The sequence below is a fragment of the Hahella sp. CCB-MM4 genome (genome assembly GCF_002260525.1).
Lineage (GTDB): Bacteria > Pseudomonadota > Gammaproteobacteria > Pseudomonadales > Oleiphilaceae > Hahella.
Genome location: NZ_MRYI01000018.1, coordinates 17,978 through 36,886, shown reverse-complemented (window position 1 = coordinate 36,886; position 18,909 = coordinate 17,978). Strand labels below are relative to the sequence as shown.

Annotated in this window: 10 protein-coding genes; 8 read left to right on the top strand and 2 right to left on the bottom strand. The window is 51.6% G+C overall.

Going from position 1 to position 18,909, the window contains the following annotated elements; genetic code table 11:
• Nucleotides 1-25 precede the first annotated feature (25 nt).
• From BTA51_RS23605 to BTA51_RS23580, 6 genes are all read left to right on the top strand, one after another.
• The gene (locus BTA51_RS23605) at nt 26-1,180 is read left to right on the top strand and encodes a hypothetical protein (RefSeq protein WP_094711554.1); all 1,155 of its coding nucleotides are present in this window, start codon (nt 26-28) and stop codon (nt 1,178-1,180) included.
• A gap of 378 nt (nt 1,181-1,558) precedes the next feature.
• Nucleotides 1,559-2,926 (top strand): hypothetical protein, encoded by a 1,368-nt coding sequence (locus BTA51_RS23600; RefSeq protein ID WP_094711553.1) that lies wholly within the window; start codon nt 1,559-1,561, stop codon nt 2,924-2,926.
• A complete protein-coding gene (locus BTA51_RS23595) occupies nt 2,919-3,914 on the top strand; it encodes a methionyl-tRNA formyltransferase (RefSeq protein WP_168188276.1) in 996 nt (331 codons plus the stop codon). The genes BTA51_RS23600 and BTA51_RS23595 overlap by 8 nt, the downstream gene beginning before the upstream one ends.
• Before the next feature lie 2 nt (nt 3,915-3,916).
• Nucleotides 3,917-4,558 carry a phage tail protein gene (locus BTA51_RS23590; protein WP_094711551.1) on the top strand — a complete coding sequence of 214 codons (642 nt, stop codon included), beginning with the start codon at nt 3,917-3,919 and terminating at the stop codon, nt 4,556-4,558.
• Between the two features lie 100 nt (nt 4,559-4,658).
• Entirely contained in the window at nt 4,659-5,498 is an 840-nt protein-coding gene (locus tag BTA51_RS23585) for a sulfotransferase (RefSeq protein ID WP_094711550.1), read from the top strand.
• Nucleotides 5,499-5,507: 9 nt separating this feature from the next.
• Complete coding sequence (locus BTA51_RS23580) at nt 5,508-15,983, top strand: tandem-95 repeat protein (protein WP_094711549.1); 10,476 nt, start codon at nt 5,508-5,510, stop codon at nt 15,981-15,983.
• 136 nt (nt 15,984-16,119) lie between these two features.
• Here the strand turns inward: BTA51_RS23580 and BTA51_RS23575 are convergent, their stop codons facing one another.
• Nucleotides 16,120-16,539 carry an OsmC family protein gene (locus tag BTA51_RS23575; protein ID WP_094711548.1) on the bottom strand — a complete coding sequence of 140 codons (420 nt, stop codon included), beginning with the start codon at nt 16,537-16,539 and terminating at the stop codon, nt 16,120-16,122.
• A 356-nt stretch (nt 16,540-16,895) separates the two neighbouring features.
• On the opposite strand from BTA51_RS23575, the gene crp reads away from it, so the two are divergent.
• Complete coding sequence (gene crp / locus BTA51_RS23570; RefSeq protein WP_020408663.1) at nt 16,896-17,543, top strand: cAMP-activated global transcriptional regulator CRP; 648 nt, start codon at nt 16,896-16,898, stop codon at nt 17,541-17,543.
• Between the two features lie 109 nt (nt 17,544-17,652).
• Here crp and BTA51_RS23565 read toward each other — a convergent pair whose 3' ends face one another.
• Nucleotides 17,653-17,883: a DUF1127 domain-containing protein gene (locus tag BTA51_RS23565; protein ID WP_094711547.1), complete on the bottom strand. Its 231-nt coding sequence runs from the start codon at nt 17,881-17,883 to the stop codon at nt 17,653-17,655.
• Nucleotides 17,884-17,971: 88 nt separating this feature from the next.
• Between BTA51_RS23565 and BTA51_RS23560 the strand changes: the two genes are divergently transcribed.
• On the top strand, nt 17,972-18,868 hold the full coding sequence (locus BTA51_RS23560) for a LysR substrate-binding domain-containing protein (protein WP_094711546.1): 897 nt from the start codon (nt 17,972-17,974) through the stop codon (nt 18,866-18,868).
• Nucleotides 18,869-18,909: the final 41 nt, after the last annotated feature.

Below are 18,909 nucleotides of genomic sequence, written 5' to 3'. Positions count from 1 at the left end.
GGGGGCAAAAAGGAATTAGCCGCTTATGTTGATTGATGATTTTAATGTCCTGATTGATTCACCAGAAATTCTGAAGCGATGCGCAGGATATTCTGACTTTCAGGTGTTAATGTCTGCGCTGGTCGATCAACTGAAACGTCCGGGTCTGGAGCCTGATCAGTTATATGAAGAGATCCTGAAAGGGAACAGTCGATCAATAGAACCGGACATAAATCAGTTCCGACATCACTGGTATCCTGCCGGGTATTCACAAAACGGTGAAATTAACTGGCGGATAAAAATTGCCGAACTCCCTTTCGCACCATTTTATGATGATCGGGTCTCGCAATTGACCTGCCGTTCGCTGCTTGCAACCCTGATCAAACCCAAACTGAAACTCGACTATTTATTGAAGCATTTCAACGAGTTTGAAGAGGCTGCTCCTGCCGGATTTATCTTCCACTTGTCACGCTGTGGATCCACATTGCTGGCCAATGGACTCTCGGCAACCGGGCGTTTCAGTGTGTTGTCGGAGGCGTCCTTTCTCACAGATCTTTTGTTGGATTCGTCGTTGGGTTTTCAGGATAAAGTCCGGGCGTTACGGATGCTACTTTCGCTATTCAACCCTTCTCCGGTGATCAAACTGAATGCCTGGGATATTGTATATTTCTCTTTGATACGGGAAGCATTTCCAACGACTCCGATAGTGTTCGTCATTCGGGAGCCATTAGAGATCCTTGCATCACACAAGCGCCTGACAGGTATTCATATGGTTCCCGGAACCAAAGTGGCACATTGTTTAGGCCAACCGGCAACAGACTCATTGCTTGAATATCAGGCGGCTGTCCTTCAGCAACTCATGTGTCTTATGTTCGAACATCGCAGCAGAGGCTCGCCGGAATATATCCGGGTCATCGATTATCGCCAGATAGACTTAGAAGCATTGGAGCGAATTGCCGAATTTTTTGGAGCAAAAATTCCCGCAATGCAGATGCTTGATGTCTCCCTGATGCTGCAAAAAAATTCCAAAGCACCGGACGATGCGTTTTGTCCATATGCTCATAATATTGTTCAGAATTTCGATTCAAATGAGATTGATAAAGTAGCTGACAGGCTGGTTCCGCACTATCAGAAACTAAAGTTAAGCTTTGTTGATTTCAACACACAGAAAGTATCCATAGCAGGATATCCGGCAATGTAACTTAACAAAAAAAATCATTATTGGATTTCACGGTTTCAAAAAATGTTGTCTATATTTTATTCAAGTTGGCTGTCTGTTGCTCAAGCTTTACAGCAGTCAGTGATAAACCAACATGGAGACGGAATATGGGTTGGTTGCTATCGAGAGATGTCCGAAAGGCTTTATGTCATTTAAGGCTTCACGCCCTTCACCTATTTCCAGACAGATTAAGTCAGATGGAAATAGAGTCCCAAGACAAGTCACTCTGTAAGCGGTGTTAGGCAGTCAGTTAGTCTGGCTGTGATCGTCGTGACACTGTTGCATTCATTCAGCTGTATACCGGGAAGAATTGTCTCTCAGGTAGTCCGGAAAACTTCCACAAGTTAGCAAGGATTTGGCATGGATGGTTATAAAGGTGATGTAGGAGTTAAAACTCAGCCGAGTTCCGTCGGACTGGCAGGCAATGCGAGGTCCATGTCGGCGAGTGCTACCATGAGCGGCCTGATCAGTGATCATATACGGCGACAGATCGCCGGTTATGAAACGGCCGCACCCTGTAAAGTTGACGATGTAACGACTAAGTCGGAGTCTGCTCTACCTGACCTGCTACAGGCTGCAGTCCTGGTAGTGCAGGAAATCATGGAAAATGATATTGATCGGCAGCAGTTGGATGAGCGGCTGGCGGATTTGTTTGAGCGGCAGGCGAGTCTCTATTACAAACTGCCGATATCCAATGAGCATCGCAAGAAGCAATATATCTCCCGTCACGGATTGGTGATGTCCCCTGATCAGTGCATTACCACGCAATTGGATTCATTGAGAGTTCGCGCATATATTCGAGGGATCCATGCGGCGTTGACCAATCTGGCGTCGAGAGTCACCGGTCCCATCCACATTGTATATCCCGCCTGTGGTCCTTTTGCTCCTCTCCTGCTCCCGCTGCTGGCCTACTATCACAACGAACATTTATACACCCCGGACGAACTGAGGGTGACACTGATCGATATGCAGCCGGGCGCTATTCTGGCGTTACGGGCATTGCTCGCAGAGCAAAATCTTGAGGATTATATCCACGCCGTAGTATGTCAGGATGCCGTCGACTATCAACCGGATATGCCCGTGCACCTGGTGGTGTTGGAAGCCATGCAGCATGGTTTCAGCAGGGAAGGGCACCTGGTTATTGCAAGACACTTTGCCCGCATTATGGAGCCTGATGGTGAGTTTATTCCCCATAAAGTTACTGTCAGAGCGGTATTAAATGTCGGACAGCGGGAATATGTGGATCAATGGAAAGATGTTGCCGGATGCTCTGAAGGAGAAATGAATCAGCAAATAAAGGATGAGCGGACGGACCTGGGTGAAATACTTGAAGTCACTCCCGCAAGCCTAAGAAAGATGGAAATGGAACTCCTGGATGAATTCACGTCGCTGGTGAAGTGTGGCTGTGTGCAGGTGCCTGAACTAAGTCGGGATCATGACAAGCAGCTGTTGTTGATCTGTTCTGAAGTGCAAACATATGAGCTGGAGAGAGTGGGAGAATACGATTCCGGGATCACTCACCCGCTTCCGGACGAACAGGTTTGCATCAACTTCCAGCCGCACAGTCATCGTCCGGGAGATTTACTGGTCAAAAGCGGTGATAGGTTGAGGTTCTATTATTGCATTAACGGACTCCCCGGATTTATGGCGACCATTGAGAGCCATGTTGACAAATCCCGGGAAGTCGATAGCCAGAAAGTCGATAGCCAGGAAGGTGGATATGAATGAGTCAAGATTCCTGAAATTCGTTGTATTCACTTCCAGTCAGATTGCGGCCCCTTTGGTCTCATTCCTTCTGCAAAAAAATATGCTGGGAGGTGTGGTGCTGGCGGGAACCTATAGTGCAGATGAGCAACACTTCGCAGCGGAGCTTCAAAAACACCAGATTCCCTGTGCCTGCTATCCGGCAAAGGAACCGGAGAACCTGAAGGATACCCTGATTCGCTGGGAAGTGAATGTGGGAATAGCCTTTGCCTTCGGACATATTTTTCCTGCCAGCCTGATTGAACAGCTGGAGCTGGGAATATTTAATCTCCACCCGTCACCGTTGCCGGCCTATAGAGGCGCATGTCCTCTGTTTTGGCAGTTAAAAAACGCTGAACGTGAATCTCAACTCTGTGTTCATCGGGTGACGACAAAAGTGGATCAAGGATCCGTTGTCACCAGAGTCCCGTTCCTCATTCATCCCTTGGATACCTATACAAGCCTGATCAATGTGGTGGCCAATACGGTCCCTGAGGCGATGAGCCGGTTTGTCGAAACGCTCAGTTCTGCGGAGATTCGTTTAAACGAGGAGCTAACAGATCCCAGTATGACGGTTTCCAATCTTTCAGAACCGCTAGCCCCTCATCCTTCAGCGAAAGATCTGGCCATTGACTGGATGAGGATGACACCCGAAGAGATCGTCGATCTTACCCGTGCTGCCAATGGTGTGACCGGCGGGGCGATTTTGTATCTGCGTCAGGTTCCTGTGGGGTTGATTCAGGCGACGGCGATGACAGTTCCGATCTATGGGACCCAGCCGGGAACCGTTATCCATGTGGGAGAACCGGATGGCGTTCTGGTGGCGTGTTCTGATGGGGCTGTGAGGTTAGATGTGCTGACAACTGCCGATGGTGTTTTCGGTGGGAATGTGTTTGCGAACAGATTCCGGGTAGACGCGGGGATGCGATTTACCGTACCGGAAGTCCAACAACCACAGAGTGGGGAGAAATAGAGATGGAAAGCTATATTGGTCAAATTACGATGTACGGATTCAACTGGGCACCGAGAGACTGGGCAGTATGTGGGGGGCAACTGATTCAAATCAGCCAGTACCAGGCATTGTACTCATTGATTGGAACCATATACGGCGGTGACGGCCGAATCACCTTTCAGTTGCCCGATATGCGTGCCAGATCTCCTGTCGGCTGGGGGGATGCTCCAGGATTACAGAACTACCCAATAGGTACCAGGCTCGGCCATCAGCTTGTTGCACTTACAGAAACACAGTTACCCAAGCACAGCCATAGTGCGACGTTTATTCCCTCTGGTGGTGGCACTGGTGGTGGCATAGAGGTCGGAGTCGCTGTGTCCAAGGATGACGCAACATCAAGCAGCCCACTTGCTGGTGGTTACCTGGCCACAACTGTTGCGACAGGGGGAGCTCAAGACAAGCCTGAAAATATTTATCGCCCGGATGCCGGTACCAAGGGAGTGGAGTATCTGGGAGGCGTTCAGGTCTCCGGTGGGGGAGGTGGTTCAGGCGGTACCGTCGTCCTGGCAGATACCGGGTTGGGGCAATCCTTTTCCATTGTGCAGCCGGTTCAGATAACGAATTTCTGCATTACGATGGAAGGCGTTTATCCTCCCCGAAATTGAGAAATATGGGGGCCGTTATGGCTCCCTTTTCCCCGTGTCCGGAACTGCGGCTGGGGGCAGGGAAATGCAATGGGGCTGGTTCCCCAAGGATGCGTTATTGATGTCGAGATTTCATTTTATCTCCGGGCTTCCCCGCTCAGGGTCCACTCTGTTAGCGGGTATCCTTCGACAGAATCCGCGTTTTCATGCGGCAATGAGCAGTCCCGTCGCTGCCCTGATGCAGTCCAACCTTGAACTGATGGGGGCGGGCAGCGAATTTTATACTTTCTTTGACGAACCCCGGCGAAAGGACATTTGCCGTTCCGTCTTTGATGCCTATTACCGGCAGTATGAAGACAAGAGTGTCATCTTTGATACCAACCGCCACTGGACCGCGAGAATGCACCAGTTGGTGGAACTCTTTGACGACTTTAAAGTGATTTGTTGTGTCCGTAATCCGGCCTGGATCGCGGACAGTTTTGAGTGTATCTACCGCAAGAACCCATTCGATTACAGCAAGATGTATTCGCCTGCAAGCCGGCTTACCGTGTACTCCCGATGTGAAACACAAATGAGTGCGACGGGAACCGTGGGCAGTGCCTGGACAGCTTTGAAGGAAGCCTATTACGGCGAATATTCCCACCGGCTTTTACTGGTTGACTATGACTTGCTGACCCAGCATCCCCATAAAACCCTCGAACTACTCTATGGCTTCCTTGAAGAGCGATGCTTCGACCATGATTTCGATAATGTTGAGTACGAAGAAGGTGAGTTTGATACGAATTTAGGCGTACGCGGCCTGCATACGGTCAAGCGCAAGGTTTCTTTCAACCCCAGACGCTCAATTCTCCCTCCGGACCTATTCAACAAATATCAGGAAATGGATTTCTGGCAGGACACCAAAGGAACGGCTGCACACATAATTGCCCCCAAAAAAGCGATTCCGGCTGAAGGGGCTTGAGGTAATGCTATGAATAACAGGGTGTTCAATGGGCTGTTGACTTTTTTGTTACCTATGAGCGCATTGGCAGGTACCGGATACGGAGGCAGTTACCTTCGTTCTGCCGGCTATGGTGGTTATGGAAAACCTCGCTCGGTATTGGTGAAGGAATTGGCGCGTCATCCGTCTCAGGGGAGCGTCAAACCTAAGCCACAGCATGAAAAGTCAGGGGAGACCGGGACGCTGGAATTATTCCAGGGGCAAACCGTGAATGAACTGGTCATTCTCGACGGCGCGGTGAAAGACAGGAGTGCGCTCTATAAGGGACTGAAACCGGGCGTCCAGATGGTTGAGATTGATCCTGGTGAGTCCGGACTGGAGCAATTGAAAAAGGTATTGTCACACTACTCTGATCTGGCCGCTGTTCATATTGTCTCCCATGCCAGTGACGGGCAGGTGATGCTGGGCCGTGACACTCTGACCGCAGAAAAACTCCATGATGAAATTACTCTGTTTAATGCCTTGAACCATGCCATACGTGAGGGAGGGGACCTCTTATTTTATGGCTGTGATCTTGCCAGCGGAGAGAAAGGCGAAGCCCTGCTCGAACTCATTTCCGGCAATACCCATGTGGATGTGGCTGCTTCCAACGACTTAACCGGGGCTGAGAATCTGGGTGGGGATTGGGATCTGGAAATCCAGCATGGACAAATCGAAGCACAGCAACCATTCGATGAAATCGCGTTGAAGGACTTCTCATCGGTTTTAGCGCCAGAGCAGTATGTTACAAGTAATTTTTGTACGAGTAGTTGTTATAACTCAAGCTCTTCGCATACATCCTCAGATGGAGATCTCGTTTTTACAGGTGAGGCTAGTGGTTCAGCTGAAAATGTATATGCTTATAGTGCTGGTCGCGCTGAGGGTGGTTTTTATTTGTCATACCAGACAAGTTCCAGTAATGATGGTGACACATCGGGTGCTCTGGTTTTTTCTGCTGATAACGTTAATGTTTATTCTTTTGAGTTGACTGCACTGGTCTATTCTGCAAATGGAGGTTATAGCTGTAGTGGTGGATCTATTGTCGGTTATAAGGCTGGCGGTGGAACTGTTACAGACACCATAACCTGGAGTGGATATACGAACTCTGCAACATTAACAAACCTTAGCGGAGTCCAAATTACCCACTTTAAAGTAAATGGTAGCGGATGTAGCCCTGCCGTATACGAGGTAATGGGAGTCAAGTCGTTTACGGTTGACAACAAGCAAGCACCGAACACCGCACCTTCAATATCCAACCTGGATAGCGACAGCGTCGCCTGGGCTGGCGTAGGTAGCACTGTGACCCTGGATTCCGGAGGTGATGCGACTGTCAGCGATACTGAACTGGATGCGTTAAACGGCGGCAATGGTGATTATTCCGGAGGGTCGTTAACAGTGCAACGTCCCAGTGCCGTCACCAGTGATGTATTTGGGTTTGACACATCAGGTGCGTTATTCACCGTCAACGGAAGTGACCTGCAGGATGCGGGTCAGACTTTTGCCAGCTTCACCAATACCAATGGTGTACTGACGATTACTTTCAATAGTTCCAGTACGGCGGCCACCACCGCATTGGTGCAGGATGTCACCCGGCGTATCACCTATCGCAACGATACACCGGCGGGGGATGCAACGGTTCGTTTTACATTGAGTGACGGTACCAGTACAGATACGGCCGATGTCACGGTCACCTCTGATACCATCTACATCACAAATACCACCGACACCGCCAGTATCGATGCCACCGATGGCGTGAGTTTCAGTGAAGCCATTGCCATCGCGGCAGCGGACGGCTCTGGCACTCAGACCCTGATCGTCGACAGTAGCCTCGCGGGACAAACGGTATCAGCAAGTTCTGCTTCGAGTTTGAGTGAAAGCCTGACTCTGGATCTGGGTGAGGCGACAGGTATGACATTGTCCGGAGGCAGCCTGTCATTAGGTGGCGGTGTGACCTTGACACTGGATAACGACACCGGGGATACCGCCAGTATCAGTACGGCATTCGGTGGAACCGGAGCGCTTGCCAAAACCAGTGACGGCACGGTGACGTTAACGGGATCTCAGTCATACAGTGGCACGACGACTTTCACCGGCGGAACGGTGAGTGTGGCGGGTGATAGTAACCTGGGTAGTGGTCAGCTGATATTTAACGGCGGTACTCTCTCTGCTACCAGCAGCGGTACGATAAACAATGCCTTCAATGTGGCCGCGGATAGCACGATAAACCACAGTACCAATCTTGTCCTGTCAGGCCTGATGTCGGGCAGCCAGAATCTGACTGTGAGCGGGTCCGGCGAGCTGCAGTTCACCAATACCGGCAATGAAGCGTCTTCCAGCGCCGGCATTACCATCACCTCGGGTACTGTATGGACCGATAACGACGATGTATTTCCGTCAGGCACCATTACTCTTGATGGCGGCAATTTTGCCTCCAATGGCTCCAGTGGAACCTCGACCACCATCGATAATAACTTCGCCATGGGTGCCAGTGGCGGTTCATTTGATATCTACGGTGGCGGCGGAAACTATTCTCTGATTCTGACAGGGGTGGTATCCGGCAGTGGGAACCTGACCAAAACTGTTGCCAGTAAATTGTCCCTGACCGGAACCAACACCTGGACCGGTACGACCACGATTAAGGCCGGTCAAATCGTCATTGCCGATGACAGCAATCTGGGGTCGGGAGAAGTGATCTTTACCAATGGCACCCTGACAGTGACCGGCTCCAGTGTCACCATTGATAATAATGTCACTATGTCCAGTGGCGGTACGGTCAGTAATGCTAATGATATATCGCTTTCCGGCGTCATCAGCGGTTCCGGAACATTGACCAAATCCGGCGCAGGTACGTTGACGTTATCCGGTACGCAAACCCAGACCGGAGGAACGAATGTAACAGCGGGTGGTGTCAGCATTGCCGGTGATACAAACATCGGTTCCGGCACTATCACATTGAATGGCGGTAACCTCACGGTGACCGGTACCGGCACTATTGATAACGCCATCAGCATAGGATCCAGCAACGGCACCATTACCAACGCCAACGCGGTGACTCTCTCAGGAGTGATGAGCGGTACCGGTAGCCCAACCAAAGCCGGTGCGGGCACATTAACGCTGTCGGGCACCAACTCCAATTCAGGTTTGTTCAATGTATCGGCGGGTACTGTTGCTGTCAGTGGTACGGTTTCCAGTCTGGTCACGGTTTCCAGCGGGGCAACCCTGGAAGGGGCTGGTGTTTTTGCCAGTCTCGTGGTCGTCAACTCCGGCGGTACGATTCAGGTTGGGTCTTCGCCCGGGACGATGACACTGGCATCCGGTTTTACACTCAATTCCGGCGGTACCCTGGTTGCCCGCATTAACGGCACCACTGCAGGCACGACATATGATCAATATGATGTCAGCGGCACCGTTACACTAGGGGGGACTCTCAGTGTAATCGGTAGCCATAGTGGCAGTGGTGGCGACAGTTTTGTCATCATCAACAACGATGCCAGTGATTCCGTCAGCAGCACCTTTAACGGGTTGTCGGAAGGGGATGCAACGACCACTCTGAATGGCAAGCCCCTAACTGTCAGTTACCTCGGAAGCACTGGCAATGATGTGACCTTGAGTATTGTGCCGCCGACCATCACCGCTGGAAACATCAGCATTTCGGGAGCCTCCGGTACCGGCGGCGCTTATATTATCGGTGACACGGTGACAGCAAGCTGGAATGATACCGGGGCCGGTGACAATAACGGCGATATCACCAGTGTCACGGTTGATTTCTCACAATTTGGTGGTGGCTCAACGGTTGCCGCCAGCAATTCCAGTAATACCTGGACGGCGACTTATACCCTGGTATCGGGATCGGTGGACAATACCAACCGAAATGTATCCGTAACTGCAACGGACACAGACGGCGTGAGCGGTACGACGGCAGACACAACCAACGCCACAGTGGACAATATTGCGCCGACCATCAGCGACAGCAATTTAAGTATCACCGGTAGTTCGGGAACAAGTGGTACCTATATTATCGGCGATACCGTGACAGCCACCTGGAATGATACTTCAGGAGGGGATAACAACACCGATACCATTTCTGGTGTCACCGTCGACTTCTCCTCCTTTGGCGGAGGCGCGTCGGTGGCGGCCAGTAATTCGAGTGACACCTGGACGGCGACCTATACCATTACCTCCGGGGCAATTGACAGCAGCAACCTGAACGTGAGCGCTACCGCAACGGATAATGCCGGTAACACCAATCTCGCCAATGATTCGACCAATGCCACGGTGGATAACCAGGCTCCAACGGTGACCGATGCCAACATCAGCATTTCCGGCGCGTCAGGCACAGGCGGTACGTATATTGTTGGAGATACCGTCATAGCTACCTGGAATGATACCGGTGGAGGCGATAACAATAGTGACACCATCTCCAGCGTTACAGTGAATTTCTCTTCCTTCGGCGGAGGCAGTGCCGTGGCGGCCAGTAACTCCAGCGATACCTGGACGGCCACTTACACCATTACGGCCGGTTCCATTGAAGCTTCCAACCTCAATGTATCCGTCACAGCAACTGATAATGGTGGTAATGCCACCACAACTTCCGACGGAACGAATGCCACAGTGGATAATCAGGCTCCGAGTGGCCACAGCGTGAGTTTTGATGATTCCACGATCAACAGTACGGAAGCTTCCAGCCAGAGTTTCACTTTTGCCAGTGGCGAAGTGGGGGCGGATTACAGCTATAGCATCAGTAGTTCTGGTGGCGGAACCAATGTGACCGGCTCCGGAACTTTGGCTACAGCCACGGACCAGATTACCGGCCTGGATCTTTCCGGCCTGGGTGACGGCACATTGACCTTGTCCGTGACGTTGACCGATAGCACAGGTAACTCAGCCTCGGCGGTCACCGATACGGCGACTTTGGATACCATTGCCGCAAGCGGGCACAGTGTGGCCTTTGATGACAGCAGTATTAATTCAACAGAAGCCTCGAGCCAGAGCTTTACCTTCACCGGCGGAGAAATCGGAGCCGACTACAGTTACACCATCAGCAGTTCCGGAGGCGGCACCAATGTCACGGGCTCAGGTACTTTGGCGACGGCCACAGACCAGATCTCCAGCCTGGACCTGTCAGGACTTGGTGATGGTACGCTGACACTATCCGTTGTGGTGACCGATACCGCCGGTAATGCGGCCTCGGCGGTCACTGATACCGCAACATTGGATACCACCGCGGCCAGCGGCCACAGTGTCAGTTTCGATGATACTGCGGTTAACAGTTCAGAAGCCTCCAGCCAGAGCTTCACTTTTGCCGCAGGAGAAGTCGGAGCCGATTTCAGTTACACCATCAGTAGTTCCGGTGGCGGAACCAATGTCACAGGTTCTGGTACTCTGGCGACAGCCACGGATCAGGTTACCGGCCTGGATCTTTCCGGCCTGGGTGATGGAACGTTGACACTCTCTGTGGTCGTCACGGATAGCTTTGGTAATGCGGCAACAGCCGTTACCGATACTGCCACGCTGGATACCACCGCGCCCAGTGGCCAGAGCGTCAGCTTTGATGATGCGACCATTAATGGCACTGAGGCTTCCAGTCAAAGCTTTACCTTTGCCGGCGGTGAAGTCGGTGCTGACTATGATTACACCATCAGCAGTTCCGGTGGTGGTACCGACGTGACCGGTTCCGGTACTTTGGCAACGGCCACAGACCAGATTACCGGCATCAATATCAGTGGTCTGTCTGACGGCACGCTGACGTTATCCGTAGTTCTCACTGACACTGCCGGAAATGCGGCAACTGCGGTCACGGATACGGCGGCATTGGACTCTGTCGCTCCAACTTTAAGCAGTAGCAGTCCTGCAGACGGCTCTACCACTGCCCGTTACGATACTGACCTTACTCTGACCTTCAACGAGTCTGTGGCCGCCGGAAGCAGCGGTGATTTGGCCATCGCCGTGTATGACGCGGACGATGACAGTCTGGTGGAAAGCAATGACAGCGACTCTGCACAGGTCAATATCAGTGGCACTGTTTTAACGGTTTCCCTGGTTGCGAATCTTGATGCATCCCACAGCTACTATGTCCAGGTTGGTGCAGATGCGGTGGAGGATTCTTCAGGTAACAGTTACGCGGGAATCTCTGATACAACGACATTGAATTTCACCACCACGAATCTGGCACCGACCGCAACCAATGATTCAAGTTCCACCAACGAGGATAACGCAGTAGCGATTAGTGTGCTGGATAACGACTCCGATGAGGACGGAAGTCTGAATGCGGCGAGTGTGACCGTGACAAGCGGTCCCTCCAATGGCAGCACCAGCGTGAATACCGGTACCGGTGTCGTTACCTATACACCAGACAGCGACTTTAACGGCTCTGATAGCTTTACCTACACCGTTGAGGATAACAATAGCCTGGCCTCAAGTGCCGCCACTGTGACCATCACAGTGAATGCGGTCAATGATGCGCCAGTGGCTGTAGCGGATCTGGCCAGCACGGCTGAGGACACCGCGGTTTCTATTGACGTGGCGAGTAACGATACTGATGTGGATAGCGGTGATGCCGTCGACTCATCCACCATCACTATTGTGACCGGACCGGCTGATGGCTCTGCCATCGTTAATAGTGGCCAGGTGGATTACACGCCTGATGCGGACTTCAATGGTTCCGATAGCTTCACCTACACCATTGAAGACGGTAATGGGGCGACCTCGAACACAGCCACCGTGACGATTAATGTCACCAGCGTCAATGATCTGCCGGTCGCTACCGATGATTCAGCGACAGTGGATGAGGACGACTCGGTTGTTATCGATGTTGTGAGTAATGACAGTGATGTGGATGGTACCGTCGATGCCACAACGGTAACGGTTCAGACCGATGCTGGAAGTGGAAGCACCAGCGTTGACAGTGTCACCGGTGAAATTACCTACACCCCGTCGGCTGATTTCAATGGAAGTGACACCTTTACCTACACGGTCAAGGACGATTCGGACGGTACTTCCAACGCAGCGACGGTCACGATCACGATCAACAGTGTCAACGATGCGCCGGTTGCCGTCGATGATACGGCAACATTGCTGGAAGATGTGGCACATACCATCAATGTTCTTGGTAATGATAGCGATGTGGACGGTACGCTGGATGCTTCCACTGTGGAAGTGGTTACAGCTCCTGACAGTGGCGGCACCTCTGTCAATACAACCACCGGGGCTATCATCTACACACCTGATAGTGACTTTAACGGTGAAGATTCTCTAACCTACCGAGTGCAGGATGACCAGGGAGAATGGTCGGCTGAGGCGACAGTGACCCTGACCGTTCAGTCCGTCAATGATGCTCCGCTGGCCAATGCGGACAGCTACAGTCTCAATGAGGATACACCGACAGTGCTGGATATCCTGGATAACGATAGTGATGTGGACGGCACTATTGATGTCACCTCGATCAGCATTCTCACCGACGTGAGTGATGGCTCGTTGTCTGACAATGGCGACGGCACACTCACCTATACACCGGATGCCAACTTCTACGGTTCGGATAGTTTTACCTACATGGTGGCCGACGATTCAGGAGATGATTCCGACGTGGTGACCGTCACCATTACGGTCAACCCGGTGAATGATGCACCGACCATCAGCGGTACTCCGACGGCCAGCCTGGTGCAGGGCGAGAACTACAGCTTTACCCCAACCCTGGATGATGTGGAAGGGGATACCCTCAGCGTCAGTGCTGCGAATCTGCCAAGCTGGCTGTCTCTTAATACTGACACGGGAGCTATCACCGGCACTGCATCTGTGGCGGGTACTTTCAGCAGTATTGTGTTGACCGTCACTGATGGCTCATCCAACACAGCATTGGCAGCCTTCAGCATCGAAGTTGAATTGGATACCGATGGCGATGGTGAGGCGGATAGCGTCGATACCGATGACGATAATGACGGCATGAGTGATGAGTATGAACTCAATGTCGGATTGGATCCGTTGGATAGCAGTGATGCTGACGGCGATCTGGATGGCGATACCATCAGCAATTATCAGGAATCCGTGGATGGCACTGACCCGACTGACGAGGAGGATTATGTGGATACAACCGCACCGGTAGTGGTTGCGCCGGATGAGCTGGTCCTTGATGCGGTTGCGTTGTATACGCCGGTCACTGTCAGGCAGTTACTGGATCTGCCGGCGTCTGCCACAGATGCTCAGGTGGCCAGTATAATGGCTGTTCTTGCCAGCGATAATGTGGACGGCGACAGTTGCTGTAATACCCAGGTACAGGCACTGCTGAACGGAAGTGTACTGCTGCCGCCCGGACGTAATCTGGTGACTTACCGTGCCGTCGACCACAAAGGAAATGTGGGTACGGCTCTACAGGTCGTCAATATTCGTCCGCTGGTCTCTGTCAACAAAGATCAGGTTAGCGTGGAAGGTGCCACGGTGTTGTTCAAGGTGATCCTGAACGGCCAGTCACCCTTCTATCCTCTGACGATCCCCTATGTGATCGGCAGTAACAGTACGGCAGACAGCAGCGATCATGATCTGGTCAATGGCAGCGTGACGCTGACCAAGCCTGCAAACATCGGGCAGACAGAAGCCAGTGTCAGTATTAACCTGATCAGCGATGGCGTGTCCGAGTCGGATGAAATATTGATCGTCAAACTGGATGATCGGACCACCAATGCAGAAGATCTGGCGAACGGATATAACGAGTCTGATCCGGACATCTATGACATCAATAGCGGGGCCAAGACCTTCCATAAGATCACGATTGTGGAGCGTAATGTCGCGCCTGAAGTTTCACTGCAGCTGACTCAGGGCGGAACGGGAACCATTCAAGTGACCAAAGGCGGTGGTCCAGTCACCATCAAAGCGACCATCGTTGATCCGAATGTCAGTGATACTCATCGCTATAATTGGGCGGCCAGTGATGGCTCGCTGGTGGATACCGATGGCAACCTGACCAACCGTAATCTGGTCTTCAGCCCAAGCGGTCTCAGTGTCGGCCGGTACATGGGACAGGTTACCGTCACCGACAGCGCTGGTGCCACGGATACAGCCCGCTTGTACTTCAGAGTGGTTCAGGCCTTGCCGGTATTGCAAAGCGATGTGGACTCGGATGGTGATGGAACCAGTGATGCCGATGAGGGAACCGCAGATACGGATGACGATGGTATCCCCGAGTATCTCGATAACATCGATGCGACCAACGTGCTGCCTGAGGTGGCGTCAGAGACCGCGTCCTATCTGGTCGAGTGTGATCCGGGGGTACGCTGTCGTCTTGGTCAGTTCGCATTGTTAGGCAACAGCGGAGGTGCCCGCTTGGATGATGATGACATTGAAGAGCAGGATGACCTGAGCTCCGACAGGCTGTTTGATAATGTGGGTGGTTTGTTTGACTTTGAAATCCACGAACTGCCGACGATTGGCCAGAGCGTGAGTGTGGTATTGCCGCAACAGGCTGCTATCCCGGCCAACAGCATCTACCGGAAGTTCCAAAACGGTGAATGGATGACCTTTGTCGAGGATGACAATAATCTGCTGCATTCCGCAGCGGGTAACCCTGGATACTGTCCACCTCCTGGCGATGACAGTTGGGAAGTCGGATTGATTACAGGTTATTACTGTGTCCAGCTAACGATTGAGGACGGTGGACCAAATGATGCGGATGGACTGGCAAATGGCAGCGTCGAGGATCCTGGCGGTGTCAGCGTCGATTCCAGAACCTCCAGCACGATCACCAGCACAGGAGGAGGCTCCGGTGGCGGGGCCGTTCATTGGGTGACGCTGTTGACTATGTTTGTCGGGTTGATGCTGCTCAACCGTTCCAGATATGGGAAAGGCACGACTTTGGCCTTATTCCTGATGGTCGGAATGTTACCCGCACCTAAAAGTCAGGCATGGGAGTGGGATGCGGTAAAAGACAAGGTGTATCTTGAGCTTGGGGCCTATCGCGCCAGTGGCTCCCAGGATGCTTCCAGCTTTAGCAGTGGTCTGGAGTCCGCAGATATTGATGTGACATTGAATACCTACGATACCACCCGGCTGGCCTTTCATCTGGTTGCCGGCTATCAGTATCAGGACATGATGGCCCTGGAAATCGGGTTTCTGGATCTGGGAGATGTAGACGTCGATCTGGATGCTCTAAGTCCTAGTGACGAAGAGCTGTCACAGGCCGTAGAGAAGCATTATCCCGTATCAGGAAATGGATGGACGGTGGCTAACCGCTTCCTGTGGGATGTTCATCCTCAGGTGACCCTTTCCGGTGAAGTGGGGCTGTTTCTCTGGGACGGGGATATTCAGTTAAGTGGTGCGGACATCAATCCTGACCTGGACGGTGGTACCGACCCGTTACTGGGATTGGGGGCTGGGTATCAGGTTATGGACAATATTGATGTTTTGCTTCGGATTAAACGTGTCTTTATGGATCATCAACACGTGGATTTGCTGGGCATCGGTGGCGCATACCGGTTTTGATTGCGCTCTCTAAAATCTGACCCCGTAGGGGCGAACCTATGTGTTCGACCTTTATTACGGTGTGTTCAAGCAGGTATCACGGGGTATTCAGACAAGGGCGAACACATAGGTTCGCCCCTACGGGGATCATTTATTCTCAGGCAGACCTGATCTCGTAATCGTGGGTAATTTCAACGCCACCTTTCTCCAGCATGATGGAGGCGGAGCAATATTTTTCCGCGGACAGGGATATCGCTCTTTTCACCGAGGCTTCCTTCAAATCATTGCCGGTAACCACAAAGTGAATGTGAATCTTGGTAAAAACGCTGGGGACGGCATCTGCCCGTTCTGCGTTGATTTCTGCAACACAATCGGTGACGTCCGATTTGGATTTTTTCAGGATCATCATGACATCGAATGAGGTGCAAGCCCCCAGTCCAAGCAGCAGCATCTCCATTGGGCGTGGACCCTGGTTCTCACCACCGTGATCCGGGGGGCCATCCATTACCACTTCGTGACCGGAGCCGGTTTTTCCCACAAATTTGGCGTTTCCGCCCCAGGTAATACTTGCCTGCATGAGTTTGTATCCGTAAATTCCATTATTGAAAGGGAAGGCAGGTTATCACATCTGCCTGGTTGGGAAAATGCTTTACACATGGCAGACCCCGGTCTGTCGGGCTGGTCGGGCCCGTGTAAGGTAGAAAAGGAATAATAGGCTATACTCTAATTGTTTAGCCGAAGGTACCTCGCGTCGTGAGACGCTGACCACGGGTGCCTGAATCGGTTCGGCATGCTTAGTTGTTCAGACCTACCTGTTTAACTAAGGCTAATCGATGGATATAACAAAAGATTTCCCGATTTCGGCGAGATAACAAGGGAGTGCATTTCTCCTTGGAGTATTTCTAAGCGTTTGTAAGTGAATGGGACAAAAACATGGTCACGATAGTGAAACCGGTCGAGCACAAGACGAAGCATTTGGATTATTTCCTTTCTCAGTGCCACCGCCGTCGCTATCCCAGCAAGAGCACCATCATCTACGCTGGCGATAAAAGCGACTCTCTTTTTTATATAGTTAAAGGATCTGTCACCGTCATCATTGAGGATGACGATGGTCGTGAAATGATCATGGCCTACCTGAATGCTGGAGATTTTTTCGGCGAAATGGGGCTGTTTGATACGGATCAAATGGGGTCAAGGAGTGCCTGGGTTAAAGCAAAAACAGAATGTGAAGTGGCTGAGATCAGCTACACAAAATTCCGTGAAATTGCCCAGGAAGATCCCAGAGTTTTATATTTCATCGGCGAGCAAATGGCTTCCCGTCTGCGTCAGACTACCCGTAAAGTGGGTGACTTGGCGTTTCTGGATGTCACCGGCCGGGTAGCCAGGACCTTGCTGGATCTGTGTAAAGAACCGGATGCCATGACCCATCCGGACGGTATGCAGATCAAGATTACCCGCCAGGAAATCGGCCGCATCGTCGGTTGTTCCCGGGAAATGGTCGGACGAGTGCTTAAAGCTTTGGAAGATCAGGGGCTGGTTCAGGTCAAAGGGAAAACCATGGTTGTGTATGGCACCCGCTGACCACTTTCACATCTAAAAAAAACGGGATCTTCTGATCCCGTTTTTTGTTCCTCGCTGATCCTTCAGTAATCTGTCCATAGCCATACTTTCCCTGGTGATGGTCTCTCCATTAACGCTGCCAGAAGTGTTTATTCAGTTCCTGGGCTCTGTCATATTCCGTCAAACCCAGATCCTTCAGTATGTGGGAAGGGAGTTCAGCCAGGTGCTTCCGCTCTCTGGAGACCATTTCCCATTGTTGGATAGTGTGAATTACCCGTCTTAATTTTTCTAATAGAAGACGAGACCATGATTCCCTGTTTGAAAAATGGAAGTTGAATAGTGACGCGGTACGTGCTTTCATAACTTGCCTCCTCTGTATGGTCTTCATTAAGCCAGAAAGGGAAAAAACAAAATAACGCTATTTTCTTTTGTTGATATAAGTTGAGCTTATGAGTGAGCGTTGGCCCCATCTACTGAAAGCGTTCTGGGTGTTGGATGTAGTCGTACGTAAGGGAAGCTTTTCGACAGCCGCTAATTATCTGAATGTCAGTCAGTCCGCCGTCAGTCAGCAGATCAAGCTGCTGGAAGAAGAATTTGGACCCTTATTTGAACGCCATGGCAAACAGATCGTGCCGACGGACCTATGCCGACGTTTTGTTTCCCATCTGCGCAAGGGCTTCACACATATTGAAGAGGGCGTGGCAGTCACCAACCGTTGCTGCAATCAGATAACGGTGACGGTACTACCTTCCTTTGGGGGAGCCTGGCTGGTGCCCCGGCTTTACAAGTTCACCGAAAAGTACCCTGACATAGAAGTGCGTCTGGCGATGTCGGATATGTTGTCGGATTTTACTGACGGCGGAGTGGATGCTGGTATTCGACTTGGTGGTGGCGACTACCCGGACCTCATTGCCAAGCAGCTGTGTGAGGATGAATTATTTCTGGTATGTAGTCAGTCTATGAGGGAGGAATTCCCGGAAGAGCCGCAGTATTCGGATCTCAAAAACTTTCTCCTGATTCATGACAATGCCAGAGAATCTCAGAACTGGCCCGCCTGGGTTGCCGCTACGGGCGAACAGAACATTCCAGTGAAAAGTCGGGTGATGATCAGTGACTCCAGTCAGGCAATTCGCCTGGCGCTGGGAGGCCGTGGCGTGTTATTGGTGAGACGGTTGCTGGTGGCAGATGAATTGGCTTCAGGGGCGATGGTGAAACTGTTTGATACCAGTGTCAGATTGAAGAGTCGCTATTTTTTTGTCATGCCCAAACGCTCGCGCGGAAACCCGGCACTGACAGCGTTTTACGAATGGCTGGTTGAAGAAATGGAGCCTTATCAGATTTTCTAGGGTTGAGAAGAAGAGACGCAGAAGAGAAGGGCGCACCTGTC